The organism is Nocardia sp. NPDC004260, assembly GCF_053603155.1.
Window position 1 is genome coordinate 89,449 of sequence record NZ_JBSGEZ010000012.1, and the last position, 18,439, is coordinate 107,887.

General features: G+C 69.6%; 18 protein-coding genes. 12 read left to right on the forward strand and 6 right to left on the reverse strand.

Annotation, left to right across the window (positions count from 1 at the left end; all coding sequences use genetic code 11):
• Nucleotides 1–67: 67 nt before the first annotated feature.
• The 9 genes from nadD (at nucleotide 68) to holA (ending at nucleotide 10,029) form a co-directional block, all read left to right on the forward strand.
• The gene (gene nadD / locus ACWEO7_RS09835; protein WP_355072347.1) at nucleotides 68–709 is read left to right on the forward strand and encodes a nicotinate-nucleotide adenylyltransferase; all 642 of its coding nucleotides are present in this window, start codon (nucleotides 68–70) and stop codon (nucleotides 707–709) included.
• Between the two features lie 94 nt (nucleotides 710–803).
• A complete protein-coding gene (gene rsfS / locus ACWEO7_RS09840; protein ID WP_355072349.1) occupies nucleotides 804–1,217 on the forward strand; it encodes a ribosome silencing factor in 414 nt (137 codons plus the stop codon).
• A gap of 71 nt (nucleotides 1,218–1,288) precedes the next feature.
• Nucleotides 1,289–1,873, forward strand: a complete 585-nt coding sequence (locus tag ACWEO7_RS09845; RefSeq protein ID WP_379254761.1) for a histidine phosphatase family protein — start codon at nucleotides 1,289–1,291, stop codon at nucleotides 1,871–1,873.
• A 658-nt stretch (nucleotides 1,874–2,531) separates the two neighbouring features.
• Entirely contained in the window at nucleotides 2,532–3,227 is a 696-nt protein-coding gene (octT, locus tag ACWEO7_RS09850; RefSeq protein ID WP_450018721.1) for a diglucosylglycerate octanoyltransferase, read from the forward strand.
• A gap of 3 nt (nucleotides 3,228–3,230) precedes the next feature.
• Nucleotides 3,231–4,073 carry a DegV family protein gene (locus ACWEO7_RS09855; RefSeq protein WP_452422311.1) on the forward strand — a complete coding sequence of 281 codons (843 nt, stop codon included), beginning with the start codon at nucleotides 3,231–3,233 and terminating at the stop codon, nucleotides 4,071–4,073.
• 82 nt (nucleotides 4,074–4,155) lie between these two features.
• On the forward strand, nucleotides 4,156–4,641 hold the full coding sequence (locus ACWEO7_RS09860) for a GNAT family N-acetyltransferase (protein ID WP_452422313.1): 486 nt from the start codon (nucleotides 4,156–4,158) through the stop codon (nucleotides 4,639–4,641).
• A gap of 145 nt (nucleotides 4,642–4,786) precedes the next feature.
• Entirely contained in the window at nucleotides 4,787–6,151 is a 1,365-nt protein-coding gene (locus ACWEO7_RS09865) for a helix-hairpin-helix domain-containing protein (protein WP_452422315.1), read from the forward strand.
• Nucleotides 6,148–8,910, forward strand: coding sequence for a ComEC/Rec2 family competence protein (locus tag ACWEO7_RS09870; RefSeq protein ID WP_452422317.1), 2,763 nt, complete (start codon nucleotides 6,148–6,150; stop codon nucleotides 8,908–8,910). The genes ACWEO7_RS09865 and ACWEO7_RS09870 overlap by 4 nt, the downstream gene beginning before the upstream one ends.
• 147 nt (nucleotides 8,911–9,057) lie before the next feature.
• The gene (gene holA / locus ACWEO7_RS09875) at nucleotides 9,058–10,029 is read left to right on the forward strand and encodes a DNA polymerase III subunit delta (RefSeq protein WP_452422319.1); all 972 of its coding nucleotides are present in this window, start codon (nucleotides 9,058–9,060) and stop codon (nucleotides 10,027–10,029) included.
• Between the two features lie 280 nt (nucleotides 10,030–10,309).
• Here holA and ACWEO7_RS09880 read toward each other — a convergent pair whose 3' ends face one another.
• Nucleotides 10,310–11,380: an aldo/keto reductase gene (locus ACWEO7_RS09880; RefSeq protein ID WP_452422321.1), complete on the reverse strand. Its 1,071-nt coding sequence runs from the start codon at nucleotides 11,378–11,380 to the stop codon at nucleotides 10,310–10,312.
• Nucleotides 11,381–11,505: 125 nt separating this feature from the next.
• On the opposite strand from ACWEO7_RS09880, the gene ACWEO7_RS09885 reads away from it, so the two are divergent.
• Nucleotides 11,506–12,570 (forward strand): MmyB family transcriptional regulator, encoded by a 1,065-nt coding sequence (locus ACWEO7_RS09885; protein WP_452422323.1) that lies wholly within the window; start codon nucleotides 11,506–11,508, stop codon nucleotides 12,568–12,570.
• Between the two features lie 6 nt (nucleotides 12,571–12,576).
• Here the strand turns inward: ACWEO7_RS09885 and ACWEO7_RS09890 are convergent, their stop codons facing one another.
• Together ACWEO7_RS09890 and rpsT are read right to left on the reverse strand one after the other, a co-directional pair.
• On the reverse strand, nucleotides 12,577–12,822 hold the full coding sequence (locus ACWEO7_RS09890) for a hypothetical protein (RefSeq protein ID WP_379254682.1): 246 nt from the start codon (nucleotides 12,820–12,822) through the stop codon (nucleotides 12,577–12,579).
• A gap of 190 nt (nucleotides 12,823–13,012) precedes the next feature.
• A complete protein-coding gene (rpsT, locus tag ACWEO7_RS09895; protein WP_355072365.1) occupies nucleotides 13,013–13,273 on the reverse strand; it encodes a 30S ribosomal protein S20 in 261 nt (86 codons plus the stop codon).
• A 536-nt stretch (nucleotides 13,274–13,809) separates the two neighbouring features.
• Here rpsT and ACWEO7_RS09900 point away from each other — a divergent pair.
• On the forward strand, nucleotides 13,810–14,598 hold the full coding sequence (locus tag ACWEO7_RS09900; protein WP_355072367.1) for an aquaporin: 789 nt from the start codon (nucleotides 13,810–13,812) through the stop codon (nucleotides 14,596–14,598).
• Nucleotides 14,599–14,652: 54 nt separating this feature from the next.
• Here the strand turns inward: ACWEO7_RS09900 and ACWEO7_RS09905 are convergent, their stop codons facing one another.
• Together ACWEO7_RS09905 and ACWEO7_RS09910 are read right to left on the reverse strand one after the other, a co-directional pair.
• Nucleotides 14,653–15,057 (reverse strand): DUF5360 family protein, encoded by a 405-nt coding sequence (locus ACWEO7_RS09905; RefSeq protein WP_452422325.1) that lies wholly within the window; start codon nucleotides 15,055–15,057, stop codon nucleotides 14,653–14,655.
• An 8-nt stretch (nucleotides 15,058–15,065) separates the two neighbouring features.
• Nucleotides 15,066–15,620 carry a type II toxin-antitoxin system PemK/MazF family toxin gene (locus ACWEO7_RS09910; protein WP_452422327.1) on the reverse strand — a complete coding sequence of 185 codons (555 nt, stop codon included), beginning with the start codon at nucleotides 15,618–15,620 and terminating at the stop codon, nucleotides 15,066–15,068.
• A 313-nt stretch (nucleotides 15,621–15,933) separates the two neighbouring features.
• On the opposite strand from ACWEO7_RS09910, the gene lepA reads away from it, so the two are divergent.
• A complete protein-coding gene (gene lepA / locus ACWEO7_RS09915) occupies nucleotides 15,934–17,811 on the forward strand; it encodes a translation elongation factor 4 (RefSeq protein WP_397073234.1) in 1,878 nt (625 codons plus the stop codon).
• Nucleotides 17,812–17,815: 4 nt separating this feature from the next.
• Here the strand turns inward: lepA and ACWEO7_RS09920 are convergent, their stop codons facing one another.
• On the reverse strand, nucleotides 17,816–18,295 hold the full coding sequence (locus tag ACWEO7_RS09920; RefSeq protein ID WP_452422329.1) for a sensor histidine kinase: 480 nt from the start codon (nucleotides 18,293–18,295) through the stop codon (nucleotides 17,816–17,818).
• Nucleotides 18,296–18,439: the final 144 nt, after the last annotated feature.

Here is an 18,439-nt window from a genome sequence, read left to right on the forward strand (position 1 = left end):
AGTTCGGTGCCCGCTCCCGCTTACCGGCCCCGTGCGGGCCGCGAGCGACCCGTTAAGCTCGGCAGTCATGCACGAGACAGGTCGGCGCGGCCGCAAGCTCGGGGTGATGGGCGGCACGTTCGACCCCATCCACCACGGGCATCTGGTCGCCGCCAGCGAGGTCGCGCACCGGTTCGACCTGGACGAAGTGATCTTCGTCCCGACCGGGCAGCCCTGGCAGAAATCGCACAAGCAGGTCAGCCCGGCCGAGGACCGGTACCTGATGACCGTCATCGCGACCGCGTCCAACCCACGGTTCTCGGTGAGCCGTGCGGACATCGAGCGCGGCAAGGTCACCTATACCGTCGACACCCTGCGGGAGATGCGATCGGCCCATCCCGGCGCCGAGCTGTACTTCATCACCGGTGCGGACGCGCTGGCCAGCATCCTCACATGGCAGGATTGGGCAGAACTGTTCGAACTGGCGAAGTTCGTCGGGGTGAGCCGTCCGGGGTACGAGCTGAACATCGATCATCTCGAGGAGCATCTGCGGGATCTCCCGCCGGATGCGGTGACCATGGTCGAGGTCCCCGCGCTGGCCATCTCGTCGAGCGAATGCCGTCGCCGCGCCGCCGAGAATCGGCCGGTGTGGTACCTCGTCCCCGACGGCGTGGTGCAGTACATATCGAAGCGGCACCTGTATGTGCCCGGAGCAGCGGAAGGTAGCTGAGCGTGAGCGAGCGCAGCGAAGGTGCGGGCATGAGCGAGCGAACGATCCCCACGGCCGCGAGTGCCGTCCCGCCGAGCGCCTGGGGGGTGCAGGCATGACCGCGTCGACCGAGTCGGTGGAGATCGCGCAGGTCGCCGCGCTGGCCGCCGACGAGAAGCTGGCGTCCGACGTGGTGGTGCTCGATGTGTCGGAGCAGCTGGTGATCACCGACTGCTTCGTGATCGCGTCCGCGCCCAACGAGCGTCAGGTGAACGCCATCGTCGACAACGTCGAGGAGAAGCTCCGCGCGGCCGGGCACAAGCCGGTCCGGCGCGAGGGCACCCGCGAAGGCCGCTGGGCGCTGCTGGACTACGTCGACGTCGTCGTGCACATCCAGCACAACGACGAGCGCAACTTCTATGCGCTGGAACGCCTGTGGAAGGACTGCCCCGTGGTGCCGGTCGCCGGTCTCACCGGGGCCGCGCCGGATTCGCGCGCCGCGGCGACGGAGGACGAGGCGCGATCGTGAGCAGACATGCCGGCGTGCGCACCCTCATCCTGTTGCGCCACGGGCAGACCGAATGGAACGCCACCGACCGCATGCAAGGCCAGATCGACACCGATCTCACCGAACTCGGTCGCAGACAGGCCAAAGAGGCGGCACGCGAATTGGTTTCGCGCAACGCCATCGCGATCCACGCTTCGGATCTGCGCCGTGCCTTCGACACCGCGACGGCTCTGGCCGAACACACCGGGCTCACCGTCGTGCCCGACGTCAGGTTGCGGGAGACCAATCTCGGCGACTGGGAGGGATTGACCCACCTGGAGGTCGACGCCGACTATCCGGGCGCGCGCATGGCGTGGCGGCTGGACGCGCGCTACACCCCGCCCAACGGCGAGAGCAAACTCGAGGTCGGGGCGCGGTCGCTGCCGGTGGTGCAGGAGTTGCTGGTCGAGCGACAGGACTGGCCGGGCCGGACTATCATCCTGGTGGCGCACGGCGGACTGATCGCCGCCCTCACGGCTGCGCTGCTCGACCTGCCGCCGCAGAACTGGCCGATCCTCGGAGGACTGGCCAATACCAGCTGGGTGCAGCTCAGCAGTCACGGCCCGAGCATCGAACAGCCCGGTTGGCGTCTGGATGTGTGGAACGCAGCGGCGAAGGTAGCACCGGATGTCCTCTGAAGAGCCGATCAGATCGGTCCCGGACGAACTGTTCCGTAAGATCTCGGCGAAGGCCGAACGGCAGTTGCCCGACGCGTTGTTCGGCGGCCCGCCATCGGCTCCCCGCGAACCCGCGGCTACATCCGACGGAGCTTCCGGCGCGGCAGGCGATTCCGGCGGCGGGCCCGAGTCCGGAGAGGAATCCGACTCGGAGGACGACGGATCCGGTGACATCGTCACCAGCGCCGAGCCGCAGGCGCACGTCGGCGGCGACGCCTCGCCCGTCGGTACCGCGAATGACGCTTCCGAACGGATAGCCGAGTCGGCGGAAGCGTTCGGCCAACCGGTTGTCTCGGCGGGGGACGGGTCCACAGCAGCGTTCGGCGAGCCGGTTGCCCCGGCGGAGGACGGATCCGCGGCCGACGCGGTCGGGGAATGGGTTGCCGCGAGGGCGGATGGTTTCGCCGGAGCACTCGGCGAATCGGTCGCGGTGACGGACGGGTCCGCGGCCGACGCGATCTCCGCATCGCCCGCGCCGACAGACGCCGTGATCGACTCCGCGACGACCGGACCCGCTGTGACAGGGGAAGCCGAACTCGCTGCGGCCGAGTTCACCGCTGTCGCTCCGGAATCCGCGGGCGCCGACGAACCCGCCGAAACGCGCGAAGCCGGGCGCCCCGTGCTGCTGGTGATCGCCGACTCCCTGTCCTACTTCGGGCCCAAGGGCGGACTGCCTGCCGACCATCCGCGTATCTGGCCGAATCTCGTGGCCGCCGAACTGGATTGGGACGTCGAATTGGTCGCCCGGATCGGCTGGACCTGCCGCGACGCCTATTGGGCCCTGATCGGCGATCCTCGGGTGTGGGCGGCGGTGCCGCGCGCCGGTGCGGTGGTCTTCGCCGTCGGCGGCATGGACACGCTGCCCTCGCCGCTGCCCACCGCGCTGCGCGAACTGATCCGCTATGTGCGCCCGCCCGCGCTGCGCCGGGTCGTCCGCGCCACTTACAACTGGCTGCAGCCCAAGTTGTCGAAACTCGGCAGGCCCGTGGCGCTTCCGCCGAAGGTGAGTGTCGACTATCTGGAACAGTGCCGCACGGCGCTGGCGCAGTTGCGCCCTGACCTGCCGGTCGTCGCGGTGCTGCCCTCGGTGCACAACTGCGCGGCCTACGGCCGCGTGCACTCCGGGCGGCCACGGGCGGTCGAGGCGCTGCGCTCGTGGTCGAACCGGACTTCGGTGCCGCTGGTCGACCTGGGGGAAGCGGTGCGCGACAACATCTTCTCCGGCGAGGCGAATCCGGACGGCATCCACTGGGGCTGGAACGGTCACACGGCGGTGGCCAACGCGATGGTCAAGACCCTGCAGGAGGTTCGGTAGTCCGTGGCAGTCGTGGTCGTCACCGATTCGTCCGCCAGCCTCCCTGCCGAACATCTCGACGAGCTGGATATCGCCGTCGTCCCGCTGCACGTCCTGGTCGGTGACCGGGCGATGCGGGAAGGCGTCGACCCGGTCGAGATCGACTATGCCTCCGACACCGTAACCACTTCGGCCGCCTCGCCCGGCGAGCTGCGGGAGGTGTACGAGCGGGCCTTGGAGCGCAGCGGCGGTGACGGCGTTGTCGCGGTGCACCTTTCCCGGCGGCTGTCGGGCACATGGGAGGCCGGTCGGCAGGCCGTGCGCGACATGGACGCCGCCGACCGCGTCCGGCTGGTCGACTCGCTCGGAGCCGGGTTGGCCACCGGTCTGCCCGTGCTGGCCGCCGCCCGGCGCGCCGAGTCGGGGGCGCCGCTGGACGTGGTGTACGACGCGGCGGTGGCGGCCGCCGCGCGCGCCCGCACGTTCATCCTGGTCAATCGCACCGAGCAATTGCGGCGCGGCGGCAGGCTGTCGGCGGCGGCGACGTTCTTCGGCAGCGAGCTGGTCACCAAGCCGCTGCTGCAGATCGTCGAGGGACGGCTGGAGCTGCGGGAGAAGGTCAGGACGCGCTCCAAGGCGTACGCGAAACTCATCGCCGCGGCAGTCGACGCGGCGGGCGAGGACGGCGCCGCGGTGGCCGTGCAGCATCTGGGCGCCGAGGACGCCGCACAGACCATCGCGGGCCAGTTGCGGGAACTCGTTCCCGGCCTCGAAGAACTCATCGTCGCCGAGTTCGGGCCCGCGCTGGCGGTGCATCTCGGGTTGGGGGCGCTCGGCGTGCTCGTCCTCCCCGGCGGGTGTCGCTGAGCGTGTGCGGGTCTTCGGGCGGACAACGATCTCGGTGATCCGAATGCGAGCGCGTCCCCCAGCGTACGGCTAGCGTCGGAGCATGAGTTCCGCGAAGCCGCCGGTCCGTCCTCCGCTCACCGTGACCGCCGTGGACTGGGACCATCCGGACGCGGTGATGTTGCGCGCGGAGATGGCGGCCGAGGTCGGGCCGCGCTACGCGCATTTGGCCAGGCGACTGCCCACGAACCCGAACGCGGTGGATTCCGCCACTGTGCACAGCACTTTCGTGGCGTACTCCGATGGTCCGGTCGGTCACGCCGCGCTGCGGTGGAACGGGGAGGAACTCGAGGTCAAGCGGATGTTCGTCCGTCCCGCGCATCGCGGCTCGGGCGCGGCGGCGCTACTGCTCACCGCCGCCGAGGATGCCGCCCGCGCGGCCGGACGCCCCCGGCTGATCCTGCAAACCGGTCACCTGCAACCGGAGGCCGTCCGCTTCTACGAACGCAGCGGTTACCACCGAATTCCGATCTTCTCGCCGTACGAAGTGCTGCCCCTGTCTAACTGCTTCGCCAAGGATCTGGGCTGAGGCGGCACAGAGCCACGAGCGCGTTCCGGCATAGCCGCCACTGTTCCACGGCGAGTTGTGCACAGAGCCGCGGTTGTCAACAGGTTCGTCGAATCCGCTGGTCGGACAGGTCTTTCCGGCGCCTGCCCGCATTACCGTCGCGGCCATGTCACGACAGGACGAACGCGAGCGGGTACGGCGGCGATTGGGTGAGCTGACCGCCCGGGTCGGCGCGAGCATGACGGCCGGCGTCGGCACCGGGGAGGCCGGGCCCGACGCGGAGCACGGACCGTCCGGATGGGAGACGGCGCGGTCTGCGCGTAGCGTGCCCGTGGGGGAAACGGGGCAGCCGGATCGTCCGAGCCGCACCGCCAGGGCCGCGGCGGCCGCCCCATACCGGGGTCGATCGAGCACGGTCGTACGCCCATCGACTTCGGACGAAGATGCCTCGCGCCCAGTGGGTCTCGGGTGGCAGACGGGCCGGACGCCGCCTGTCGTCCGCCTCGGTCCCACAGCTGGGGAGACGCAACCCGCACCCGATGTCGGGAAGGTGGTGGATGCCCGCCCCGCCGAATTCGAGGATGACGAAAGCGACCGCCGGTCGGCACCCGTGAGAAACCACTCCGATGGTGTCGCGCAAGCCGGTGGGCCCCGGCCCGCGAGCCGCCCTGTTGCCGCGGGGAAATGGGATCTCGTGCGGCTGCCCGGCCACCCCGCGCCCGACCGGGAGTCCGAAGACGATGTCGGCCGAGTTCGGTCGCCCGGCTGGCTGGAGGATCCGGCGCCCGGCGCGAATCGGCTGCACCGCCTCGTGCCCGAACGGTTCCGGGGTCTGCGGCTCGATCCGGGGCGTCACGGGGTCCGTACGCTCGCGCTCGTCGGCCTTGCCGCGATGGTCTTCGCCGGGGTGGTCGTGTTCCGCGAGCGCCCGATCGCTCACACGGTGCCGCCGTTGCCGATCGGACAGAGCGTCGCCTTGGCGACAACCAGTGCTCCCACCACGAGCGCGGCCGGAGCGCCACCGCGGGCAGTCGAACCCGGCCCGCCGACGACGGAATTGGTCGTCAGCGTGGTCGGCCTGGTCCACCGCAGCGGTTTGGTTCGTCTCCCCGAAGGTTCGCGTGTCGCCGACGCGCTCGCCGCGGCGGGCGGCCCGAGTGAAGGCGCGGACACCACCGGCCTGAATCTGGCGCAGCGGCTGTCGGATGGCGATCAAGTGCAGGTCGGTCCGGCCGCGCCGAGCTCGGGCCCGGCGCAGCAGGGCAGTGGCACGATCGGCGCAGGCGGACGCCCATCCACCGGGTCCGCCGCCGCGCCGAGCCGTCCGTCGAGCCCGGCGGGCCGGATCGACCTCAACACGGCCTCCGAAGCCGAACTCGATGCTCTCCCCGGTGTCGGGCCGGTCACTGCACGCGCGATCGTCAGCTGGCGTACCACCAACGGTCGCTTCAGCACGGTCGAGCAGCTCGGTGAGGTCGACGGCATCGGCCCCGCCCGCTTGGCGCGGCTGCGTGATCTGGTGCGGGTATGAGCGCCGCCGGGTTGCTCGAACTGGTTCGCCGGAAGCTGGGTGCCGATACGGAATCGTCCATGGCCCGCACGCGCGCCGGAGCCGTTCGAGGTTCGGGGGAGGGTGTCGCGTCGGAGGAGCCCGGCGTCGTTCAGGCACTCGACGCTCGCCTGCTGCCCGCCGCTTTGTGCTGCTGGGTTGCGACCATCGTGGCGGTGGCGGCAGGGTGGCGGGCCGGGCTCGCGCTGTCGATCGCGTTGACTGTCTCGGCCATCGGGTTGTGGGTGTTGCTGTTGTGGGTGACCGCGCACCGCGGCGAACGCCGACGAGCGGTGGCAGTGGTTGCCCTCGCCGCTGTGGTGCTCGGCGCGGGATTCGCGGCCGCGGCGGCATGGCGGGAACATCGCGTGGCGACCCATCCGCTGCGGGCTTCGGCCGGGCAGTCGGTACGTGTGGTGGTCATTCCGACAGACGATCCGAAACCGCTGCGCGCCACAGTCTCCGGCGCGGATCGTCAATGGGTGGTCCGGGCGGATCTGCGCGAGTACCGACGCGGCGGGGTGACGGTACGCGCCGGTGGTGCGGTGGTCGTCCTGGCTTCCGGTCCGGAGTGGGGTGACTTGTCGCCGGGCGGGCCGGTCGAATTCCGGGCCAGGGTGGAAATGCCGCGCCGATCCGACCTCACCGTCGTCACGCTGCACGCGCAGGGCGCGCCCACTGCCGCCGGACCCCGGCCGTGGTGGCAGCGCGCCGCCGATACGGTGCGCGCCGACTTCGCGGCCTCGGCGACGCGGGCCCTGCCTGCCGACGCCGCAGGGCTGCTGCCGGCGCTGGTCGTCGGCGATACCTCGGCGTTGCCCGAACAGGTGCGCGAAGATTTCAAGAGCGCTGGGCTGCAACACCTGACAGTGGTCAGCGGCGCGAATTTCACCATCTTGCTCTCGGTGGTGTTGCTCGTCGTGCGCCTGCTGACGCTCGGCCCGCGCGGTGCTACGGCTGTCGCCGCCGTGGCGCTGCTGATGTTCATCGTCGTCGCTCGGCCGGACCCGAGCGTGCTGCGCGCCGGTGCGATGGGCGCGATCACCCTGCTCGCCGTGCTCACCGGGCGTCGTAAACAGGCGCTGCCCGCGTTGTGCGCCGCGATCATCGCGTTGCTAGCCCTCTGGCCAGGGCTCGCCGTCGACGCGGGGTTCGCGTTGTCGGTCGTCGCGACGGGTGGCCTGATCCTGTTGGCGCCGAGCTGGGCCGACTGGTTGCGCGCCAGGGGATGGTGGCGGGTGCCCGCCGAGACAGTGGCCGTGTCCGCCGGGGCGTTCGTGGTCACGACGCCGATCATGATCGCGCTCACCGGACAGCTCAGCCTCGTCGCCGTCCTCGCGAACGTGCTGGTCGCCCCGGTCGTCGCGCCGATCACCGTCGCGGGGGCAGCCGGTGCCGCGCTGTCGAGCCTGTGGTCGCCTCTGGCCGACTTGGCGCTGCGCTGCGCGACACCGCCGCTGTGGTGGCTGTTGTGGGTGGCCCGCCACGCGGCCGCGCTGCCCGGCGCGTCCGTCGCGGTCCCGGGTGGCCTGGCGGGAGGCCTGATCGCGAGTGCCGTCGTGGTGGGCCTGATCGCGGCATTGCGTGTTCGCCCTGTGCGGCGGATCGCCGCCGCGGTCGTGGTCGGCGTCGCGGTGGTCCTGGTCCCGGTGCGGCTCTGGCACCCTGGCTGGCCGCCGACCGGCTGGGTCCTCGCGGCGTGTGACGTCGGCCAAGGTGATGGCCTCGCGTTGTCGGTCGGTCCCGGCGCCGCCGTGGTCATCGATGTCGGGCCGGATCCGCGCCCGATCCGGACCTGCCTGGATCGTTTGCGCGTCTCGCGCATCCCGCTGCTGATCCTCACCCATCCGCACGCGGATCACATCGACGGGCTCGCCGGCGCGCTGCACGGCCGCACGGTCGACGCGATCGCCGTCGGCGTCCACGAGCTCGACGTGCTCGCGCCACCCGCACACGATCGGTCGACGCCCGAAGCGGGGCCCGGGTGCGCTTCCGTGCCCGCCACCGCACCGGCCGCCGAGGTGCACCGGCTCAGCGGGTTCGCGAAAGGTCATGCCCGGAAGAACCGAATCGTTTCGTTCGGCCGACGAGGAGCGCGAAGCCGGTTGCCGGGCAGCCACGATCGCGCCGCTCCCGTGCTGGGACACGCGCAAATCGATTGTCGGCCGGTCGGATACGGGATGCGGAGCCAGGCGCGTCCGTCGGGTGACGCGCATGCGCCTGCCTCCGGTCTCACGCAGGTCGCGGCCATCGCCAGGAGCGCGGGAGTGCCGCTGCTGGAATTGTCGGCCGGACATGTTCTGAGTTTCGGGTCGATCGAACTGGAGGTGCTCGCGCCGGCCAGGAACGGTGCGCGACCGGTCCGGGGCGCGGAAACCGACGGCGCCAACGACCGTTCGGTGGTCTTCACCGCTCGCACGCCCGCGGGCAGGATCCTGCTCACCGGGGACATCGAGGCCACCGCGCAGCGGGCTCTGATGCACGCCGGGATTCCCATCCAGGCGGAGATCCTCAAACTTCCGCACCACGGATCACGCACCACCACAAAGGAATTCCTCGACGCGGTGCGTCCGCGTCTGGTGCTGGTGAGCGTCGGCGCGGACAACACCTTCGGGCATCCCGCCCCCGCGGTCCTCGCGGACTTGTCGGCCCTCGGCGCGACGGTGGTACGCACGGATCAGGAAGGCGACATCGTGGTCTCGGCCGGAGGCGGCCACTTGCGTATGACGAGTTCGCGATGACTGGGATCACGCGTGGCGCGACTACCCCTGGCCAGGGTGAGGTGTCGGTCATGGACCGTAGGATCGGGCTGTGGACGAGCGCGGCGAATGGAGCAAGGCGGCAGAGCCATCGAGCACGACGCCCTCCGGCGACGAGGAGGCGCCGTCGTGAGCGAGCGGCCTGCGCCCGTGCATTTGGTGCTCGGGGAAGAGGAACTGCTGATCGAGCGGGCTCTGGGCGCGCTCACCGCGCAGGTGAGGGCGTTGGCTCCGGACCCCGCCGCGGTGCCGGTCGATCGTCTGCGCGCGGGGGACGCGAGTACCGCGGAGCTGGCCGAACTGCTCAGCCCCTCGTTGTTCGCCGAGGACCGGGTGATCATCCTCGAGGCGGCGGCCGAGGCGGGTAAGGACGCGGTCGCGGTGATCACCGAGGCATCGCAGAGCCCGCCCGAGGGTGTGTTGCTGGTCGTTGTGCACTCCGGTGGCGGACGCGCCAAAGCGCTCGCGCCCGCGCTGCAGAAAGCCGGTGCAGTCACCCACGACTGCGCCAAATTGACCAAGGCCGCCGAGCGCGTCGAGTTCGTGCGCGGTGAGTTCCGCAACGCCGGAGTGCGGGTGTCCGGCGAGGTCGTCCAAGTGGTGCTGGAAGCGGTGGGCTCGGACCTGCGTGAGCTGGCCGCGGCGTGCGGGCAGCTGGCCGCGGACACCGGAGGGAAGATCGATGTCGCGGCCGTGCGCCGCTACTACTCGGGCAAGGCCGAGGTCTCCGGGTTCGACGTGGCCGAGCTCGCGGTGGCTGGGGATCGACCCGGTGCGATGGAGGCACTGCGCTGGGCGAACGACCGCGGCGTTCCGCATGTCCTGCTCGCCGACGCGCTCGCCGACTCGGTGCACACCATCGCGCGCGTCGGTTCGGCCGGGCGCGGCGACCCGTTCAAGCTGGCCCAGCAGCTCGGCATGCCGCCGTGGAAGGTGAAGAAAGCGCAAGCCCAGGCCCGCAACTGGACCCCCGCGACCATCGGCTCCGCCCTCCAGGTGGTCGCGACCCTCAACGCCGACGTGAAAGGCGGCGCCGCCGACGCGGGCTACGCGCTGGAACACGCCCTTACCCGAATCCTCGATCTGCACGGCGCGAGCTGATCCGGGCCCGGTCGACCCGCTCCAACCCGTTCGCTGGGGCACACGCTTCTGCCTGCCGGGTCGGTCCCGAGTGCTGAGATCCTTCGATGGTCAGAGGGGTTCAGCCTCGGCCCTGGTTCCCGGTGGGTCAACGTCATGCGGGGCTGGTGCCCACCCAACTCGGCAGGTACCCCGTGCGCGGCGGACGCCAGCTCGCCGGAGACCGGCCGCGCCGCCGATCACGTGCGATCCGATGCGGCGGTGCGGGTCTCGCTTCGCACCGCCGCAATCGAATCTATGCTCAGACGCGCCCTTCGATCTTCAGGTCACCGAAGGTGACGCTCTGGGTCATCGAGCGGTTGAGGAATTCGTGCGGGAACCCGAGATCCACCGCACTGGCCTGTTCCAGCCTGGCGAGCTGGGTGGCGTCGAACTCCACGTCGAGGGCGCCGAGGTTGTCCTCCAGTTGCGCCGCCGTGCGCGCGCCGATGATCGGCGAGGTGACTCCGGGCTCGCGCAGCGTCCAGGCCAGCGCGACCTGCGAGGGCGTCTTGCCGATCTCCTCGGCGACCTGCTTCACGACGTCGGCGATGGCGAGGCCGCGTTCGGTGAGCGAGCCGTTGGCGGCGGCCACGTTCTTGCGGCTGCCTTCGGGCGAACCATCCGCCTGGTGGTCGAGGTCGGCGCGGCTGTACTTGCCGGTGAGCACACCGCTGGCCAGCGGTGACCACGGAATCACACCGAGGCCCAGTTCGCGCCCCATCGGGATGAGGTCGCGCTCGACGGTCCGCTCGATCAGGCTGTATTCGATCTGCAGCGCGATCAGCGGCGACCAGCCGCGCAGGTCCGCGATGGTCTGCATCCGTGCGATCTGCCAGGCAGGCGCGTCGGAGATGCCGACGTAGAGTACTTTGCCCGAGCGCACCAGATCGTCCATACCGCGCAGGATCTCCTCGACAGGGGTCAGGAAATCCCAGGCGTGCAGGTAGAGCAAGTCGATGTAGTCGGTGTTCAGCCTGCGCAGGCTGGCCTCCACCGAGCCGACCATGCTCTTGCGGTGGTTGCCACCCGAATTCGGGTCACCCGGACGGCGCAGCATGGTGTATTTGGTGGCCAGCACCAAGCTTTCGCGGTTGTCCGCGGTGAATTCGCCGAGCAGTTGCTCGGAGGTGCCGTTGGTGTACTGGTTGGCCGTATCGATGAAGTTGCCGCCGCGCTCGACATAGGTGTCGAAGATCTTGCGGGCCTCGTCCCGGTCCGCGCCCCAGCCCCAATCGGCGCCGAAGGTCATGGTTCCCAGGGACAGGGGTGACACCCGAAGGCCCGAGCGGCCGAGCAGCCGGTAGGTGTCGAGGGTGCGAGCTCCGGACATGTCCAGCTCCTTGTGTTTTCGCGATGTCTCGTTGCCGGAAGCCAGTCTTCAGCGCCGCGCGAGGACCAGTAAGGGAAGCTTCATCCTGGGAAAGCCAGTCCTAGGCAGCCGTAGGATCGACGGTGATGAGCACCGTGCACCCCACACAGCGCCGCGACCTCACCTCCGGTGGCGGCAGCCCGCGTAACCACGCCGGACCCGGGAGCGGCGCGGAGTCGGCCCAGCGCCGCGATCCGAGGCCTGGCGGCGGCAGCCCGCGCAACCACGGCGGACCCGGGAGCGGTGCTGATTCGACCCAGCGTCGCGACCTCGGGTCCAGCGGTGGGAGTCCGCGCACGCACGCGGGGTCCGGCAGCGGCGCGGATCGAGTGCAGGAGATGGCCGCCTTCTTGCGGGCTCGCCGGGAGCGGCTGACGCCGGCGGATCTCGGCTTGCCGCAGCGCAAGCAGGCGCGCCGGACGCCGGGGCTGCGCCGGGAAGAGGTGGCCGAACTGGCCGGCGTGAGCACCGACTACATCGTGCGGCTGGAGCAGGGGCGGGGCCTGCGGCCGTCGGTGGACGTGCTGAACGCGCTGGCGCGGGCCTTGTGCTTGAACGACGACGAGCGCGCCTACCTGTTCGATCTGGCGCGACAGCGGCAGCCGGACAGCGGCAAGCCGAGCACGGTGCCCGCGCCCGCACTGGCCATGCTGGTGCGCGATCTGTCCCCGCTGCCCGCGATGCTGGTCAACCACCGCTACGACATCCTGGCCTGGAATCGGGAGATGGCGGCGTTGATCACGGACTTCGGCGCGCTGCCGGAGCGGCAGCGCAACTCCATGTGGTTGTGCCTGCTCGACCCGGGCATGCGAGATTTCTATGTCGAGCGGGAACGCATCATCCGGGAGGGCATCGCGGATCTGCGCGCGGCATGGGCCGCGCATCCGGAGGACCGGGCGCTGGCCGACCTGATCGCCGAGTTCACCGCCTACAGCGCGGAGTTCGAGCAGGCATGGGCCCGCCACGACGTCCGCGTGCAGGGACGGGGGAACAAGCCGCTGCGGCATCCGGTGGTGGGTCCGCTGGTCGTCAGCTACGAGGTGCTCATGCCCGTGCAGGATCCCGACCAGCGGATCGTCATCTACCGCGCCGCCGACGCGGACTCCCAGACGGCGCTGGACCGGCTCACCGCCGACCTGGATACCCGGTGACGGGGGCTATTCCGTGGAGGTCAGAACCAGCTCGCCGTCGTCGTCCGCGTCTTCGTAGCGGCCTTCCCACTCCTCGTAGGCGGGCACGTCCTCGTCCCGCGTGACGATCCACTCCAACGAGTAACCGCCGTCGTCGTCGGGAACCAGCACATTCTCGATCTTCAGTCCGAATCCGAGCACCTCGGCCGCGCGGATCACGTCCGGCAGATCCTCGGCGCGAACGACCGTCTGATTGGCATACACGGTTACCATGCGCGGAATGGTAGCTGGAACCTCCGACACAGCGCGGGCCGAATCTCGAAACAGCAGCTGAAACGGCGTGGGAACCAGGTTGCTGTCCGGGCAGTTGCTGTCCGGGCACGACAAAAGCCGCCGTGGTCATCGAGGCCACGACGGCTGCGTCACACCACGAGTGCGGTACCGGCACGCGGTACCGGGTGAATCAGAGCTTGTTGTAAGCCAGCGACAGGGCCGACTTCTTGTTGGCGGCCTGGTTGGCGTGGATGACGCCCTTCGAGGCGGCCTTGTCCAGCTTCCGGCTGGCGAACTGCAGGCGCGCGGCGGCGGCTTCCTTGTCACCGGCGGCAGCGGCCTCGCGGAAGCTGCGGATGGCGGTGCGCAGCGCGGACTTGACCGACTGGTTGCGCTTGCGCGCTTCCTCGTTGGTGCGGATCCGCTTCAACTGGGACTTGATGTTGGCCACGCCGGTTCCTCGTGTTCCTGTCTGGTAGGTCTGTCCTGGGAAAGTTCGTCGAGCGCGCGACATACCCGAATGGAACGGGTAACGCAGCGCCGAAGGTCGAGGTTACCAGTCACCGTTCGGCACGCGAAATCCGACACCGGACCCGGCCCGGTCGATGCCGGACACGGCACCGCGCTGGACTTCCTTGGCGACCGGCGAGTTCCACCCGCGATCCGGCTGCGGGGATCGGCCCGACGGTCTCCGGGCGAGAGTACGCCCGCGTCGAGGCGTGGACCGGCGGTGGTCGGGCTCACGGTCCGGTCGGCACACCGCAGGCACCGAGCAGCACGTGTCCGTCGGGTGGGCCGACGCTACGCGATATGCCGCCGCTGAAGGGCCTCTTCTCGGGCGGCGGCTCGACCGGCGCCGAAGTCGTTGTAGAGATCACACGACTCGCGTAGCGTCCTCCTAGCAACCGTTGCTTTCGAGCGGCTGGCGTTGCCGAAGCGGTACCACGACTCGTCCGAGTACATGTCTGGAACGCGGAAGGTGGACAGATGTCTCCAACGGCCCAGGAAGTAGTCGAAGAGGCTGTCGAGAACAAACCGGTTCCCGAGAGCAAGAAATGGGGCGCGGAGGCGCTCGGCACCTTCGTCCTGGTGATCGGCGGTGTCGGCACCGCGGTGCTGGCGGGGGAGAAGGTCGGTCCGCTGGGTATCGCGCTCGCCTTCGGCCTGTCGCTGATGTTTCTCGTCTATTCGATCGGGCCGATTTCGGGCTGCCACGTGAACCCGGCGGTGACCGTGGGGCACCTGCTGCTCGGCCGGATCAGCGGCGTGTCCGCGGCGGGGTATGTGATCTCGCAGCTGATCGGCGGGCTCCTCGCCGGTCTCGTGTTGTTCGCGCTGGCCAAGAACCTGCCGTCGTACGACCGGTCGGTCGACGGCCTCGCCGCGAACGGGTGGGGCAAGCACAGTCCCTCGGCGATTCGGGGGCCGCTGGGCGAGGTGGTGGTGCAGAACGGGTTCGGCATCGCCGCCACGATCATCGTCGAGGTGATGCTCACGGCGCTGCTGGTCTTCGTCGTGCTGTCCTCCACCGATCAGCTCTCCGACGTGCCGCTGGCCGGTCTGTCCATCGGCGCCACGCTGGCGGTGATCAACCTGGTGGCGATTCCGGTGGACTACGCCTCGGTGAACCCGGCACGCAGCCTCGCCGTGGCGCCCTACCAGGACGGCGCGATGGGGCAGGTCTGGGCGTTCATCGTGTTCCCGCTGATCGGCGGCGCACTCGGCGCGCTGCTCTACGGCCTGCTGTTCGGCCGTTCCCGCGAAATGATCTCCTGACGAAGGCGATCGGCCCCGGTCACTCGGCCGGCACCTGTCACTGTGGCCGGGCGGTCAGCTCGCGGTGCGCTCCTGCGGTGCGGCGCATGCCAAGGTGACCAGCGCCGGGATCGGGAAGAGCAGCAGGAAGAGGTTGGGCACCCACCACAGCGGACTGAAATCGCCGCGCAGTGTCCAGAACGCGATGGCTTGCAGCCCCGCCACGCTGGTCAGGGTCAGCGAGACGGTCATCAGGGTGCGCCAACCGGGTGCGCGGCACAGGCTCGCCAAGCCGGTGGCGCTCGCGGCAAGGTCGAGTACGACGAACGAGTAGTTCCAGTCGCTGAGGATCGGGTCGGTGTAATCCTTGTACGCCCATTCGGGCGGAATGACCTGGGCGAACGCGATCGCCCAGTAGAGCAGGAAACCGACGTCGGTGATCAGCATGGCGATCTTGGTCGGCCCGAGCACGCGTGACATGGCCCGCCTCAGTGCCAGGCGTATTCGGCGCAGAGCCGGTGGGCGACCAGATCGAAGGTCTTGCGGGGCAGGATCGCGCCCTCGCGGCGGATGCCCGCCTCCGGCACGTCGAGCACCCGATCGAGCCGCACCCAGCTGGGGCGGTTGTCGTGGTCCCAGGACCCGCTGCCGATGCCGATCCAGTCGCGGTCGTAGGCGCGTTCCGGGTTCGACGACAGCATCAGCCCCAGCAGCATGCGACGGTCCCGGCCCACCACCAGCACCGGCCGGTCCTTGCCGTTGCTCGGATCCTCTTCGAACGGCACCCAGGTCCAGACGATCTCCCCGGGATCGGCACGGCCGTCCAGTTGCGGCGAGTAGACGATCTGCCGCGCCCGCTCGGCGGTCGGGACCGGCGTCGACGCGGCGGGCCGCACCGTGACGCCCGCGCCTGTGCGCCGCTGGGCCAGCGACCCCACCAGCCGGTCGACCAGCCGGGGACCCTGCTGCTTGACGATCTTGGGCCCCTGTTGCTTAGCGATGAGACCGATCTGCTTGCCGAGGGTGTTCCAACTTCGGGCCATCCCAGGAGAATAACGGCGCACCCGCCGCTTCTCACCCGCGTGGCAACCGTTGTGTCGCGGGGGCCATTCGTCTCCGAGGAGGCTATGGAGTCGGCGTACGCCTCAACCACACTCTCGACCCGCCAGGGTGTGAGTCTTACGAGCACCGTTCGCGGCCCGGCTCGTGTCCGAGTGGGCGAAGCGCATGCGACGTAGTCGCGAGTCTCGCCCGCTCGGGCGCGAGCCATGAGGGGGCCGCGAACACGCAGCGCCGAAGGCGCTGCAAAAACTGGCAGAGCACCATGGGACGATAGACGGCAGTTTGCCGATACCCATGAGGAGTGGAGTGCCCGCCAGCTTCGCCGACACGACGTTCACCGATCCCGCCCGGATCCGGAACTTCTGCATCATCGCGCATATCGACCACGGCAAGTCGACGCTGGCCGACCGGATGTTGCAACTGACCGGTGTGGTCGAAGAGCGGCAGATGCGTGCGCAGTATCTGGACCGGATGGATATCGAGCGCGAGCGCGGCATCACCATCAAGGCCCAGAACGTGCGGCTGCCCTGGACGCCCCGGACGGGGGAGCACGCGGGCACCGATTTCGTGCTGCACCTCATCGACACACCCGGCCACGTCGACTTCACCTACGAGGTGTCGCGCGCCCTGGAGGCGTGCGAGGGCGCGATCCTGCTGGTCGACGCCGCGCAGGGCATCGAGGCGCAGACGCTGGCCAACCTGTACCTGGCGCTGGAGAAGGATCTGACGATCATCCCGGTGCTGAACAAGATCGACCTGCCCGCCGCGGACCCGGAGCGCTACGCCGCCGAGTTGGCGCACATCGTCGGCTGCGATCCGTCGGACGTGCTGCGCGTCTCCGGCAAGACGGGCGAGGGCGTGGCCGATCTGCTCGATCAGGTGATCGCCCAAGTTCCGCCGCCGGTCGGCGAGGCGGACGCGCCCGCCCGCGCGATGATCTTCGACTCGGTCTACGACACCTACCGCGGCGTGGTCACCTACGTCCGTGTGGTGGACGGCAAACTGACCCCGCGCGAGAAGATCAAGATGATGTCCACCGGCGCCACCCACGAGCTGCTGGAGATCGGCATCGTCTCGCCCGAGCCGAAACCGACCCAGGGGCTCGGCGTCGGCGAGGTCGGCTACCTGATCACCGGCGTGAAGGACGTGCGCCAATCCAAGGTCGGCGACACGGTGACCGGCGCGCGCGGCGGCGCGACCGAACCGCTCACCGGCTATCGCGAGCCGCGCCCGATGGTGTACTCCGGCCTGTATCCGGTGGACGGCTCCGACTACCCCGACCTGCGCGACGCGTTGGAGAAATTGCAGCTCAACGACGCCGCCCTGACCTACACGCCAGAGACCTCGGTCGCGCTCGGGTTCGGCTTCCGCTGCGGCTTCCTTGGCCTGCTGCACATGGAGATCACGCGCGAACGCCTGCAGCGCGAGTTCGACCTCGACCTCATCTCGACGGCCCCGAACGTGGTGTACCGGGTGGAGATGGAGGACGGCGCCGAGCACGTCGTCACCAATCCCTCGTACTGGCCCGAAGGCAAGGTTCGCAATGTCTACGAGCCGGTGGTGAAGTGCACCATCATCGCGCCGAGCGAGTTCATCGGCTCGATCATGGAGCTGTGCCAGTCCCGCCGCGGCGAACTCGGCGGCATGGACTACCTGTCGGAGACCCGCGTCGAGCTGCGCTACACCATGCCGATGGCGGAGATCATCTTCGACTTCTTCGACTCGCTGAAGTCACGCACCCGCGGTTACGCGAGCCTCGACTACGAGGAGGCGGGCGAGCAGGAATCGCAGCTGGTGAAGGTGGACATCCTGTTGCAGGGCGAGGCGGTGGACGCGTTCAGCGCGATCGTGCACCGCGACGCCGCCCAGGCCTACGGCCACAAGATGACCACCAAGCTGCGCGAGCTGATCCCCCGCCAGCAGTTCGAGGTACCCATCCAGGCCGCGATCGGGTCGAAGATCATCGCCCGCGAGAACATCCGCGCCATCCGCAAGGACGTGCTGGCCAAGTGCTACGGCGGTGACATCAGCCGCAAGCGCAAGCTGCTGGAGAAGCAGAAGGAAGGCAAGAAGCGGATGAAGACGATCGGCCGCGTCGACGTCCCGCAGGAAGCCTTCGTGGCCGCGCTGTCCTCCGACGCCGCTTCGGACAAGCCGAAGGACAAGAAGTAGGCGGCTAGCCCGCCGCGCGCAGCCGTACGCGCAGGCGGGCGCCGCCCATCGGGCTCTCGTCGAGTTCGGCGGTGCCGGAATGCAATTCGGCTTGCTGACGGACCAAGGCCAGGCCGAGGCCCGAGCCGGGGGAACCGGGGCCCTTGACGAAGCGGTCGAAGGCGTCGCCGCGCAACGCCTCGGGGACGCCGCGACCGTCGTCGTCCACGCAGATCTCCACGATGTCCTCCGGGCCGGATCGTGCGCTGACGGTGACGGTTCCGGCCTCGCCGTGTTGCACGGCGTTGGCGACGGCATTCGTGACGATGAGCATGACGCCGCCCGGTAGACCGGTCACCGTGATCGGTGGGCATTCGGCGAGTTCGACCCGCACCCCGGGATGCCCGCGCCGCGCGTCGTGCACCGCGCGGTCGAGGGTGTCGCAGAGGTCGAACGGCTCGAAGACGTCCGGTTCGGTGAGTTCGCCGACCGCGAGGCGTTCCACAATCTAATCCCACAGTCTGAGATCGTGGTGTCGGCTGCGCTCGCGGTGCGCGATGCGCGGGACTGGAAAGTGAGGCATTGGCCACGGCGGAAACTTGTAACGGACGTGTCGGACGGTGTGCGGACGCGGATCGTCGCGATGCGG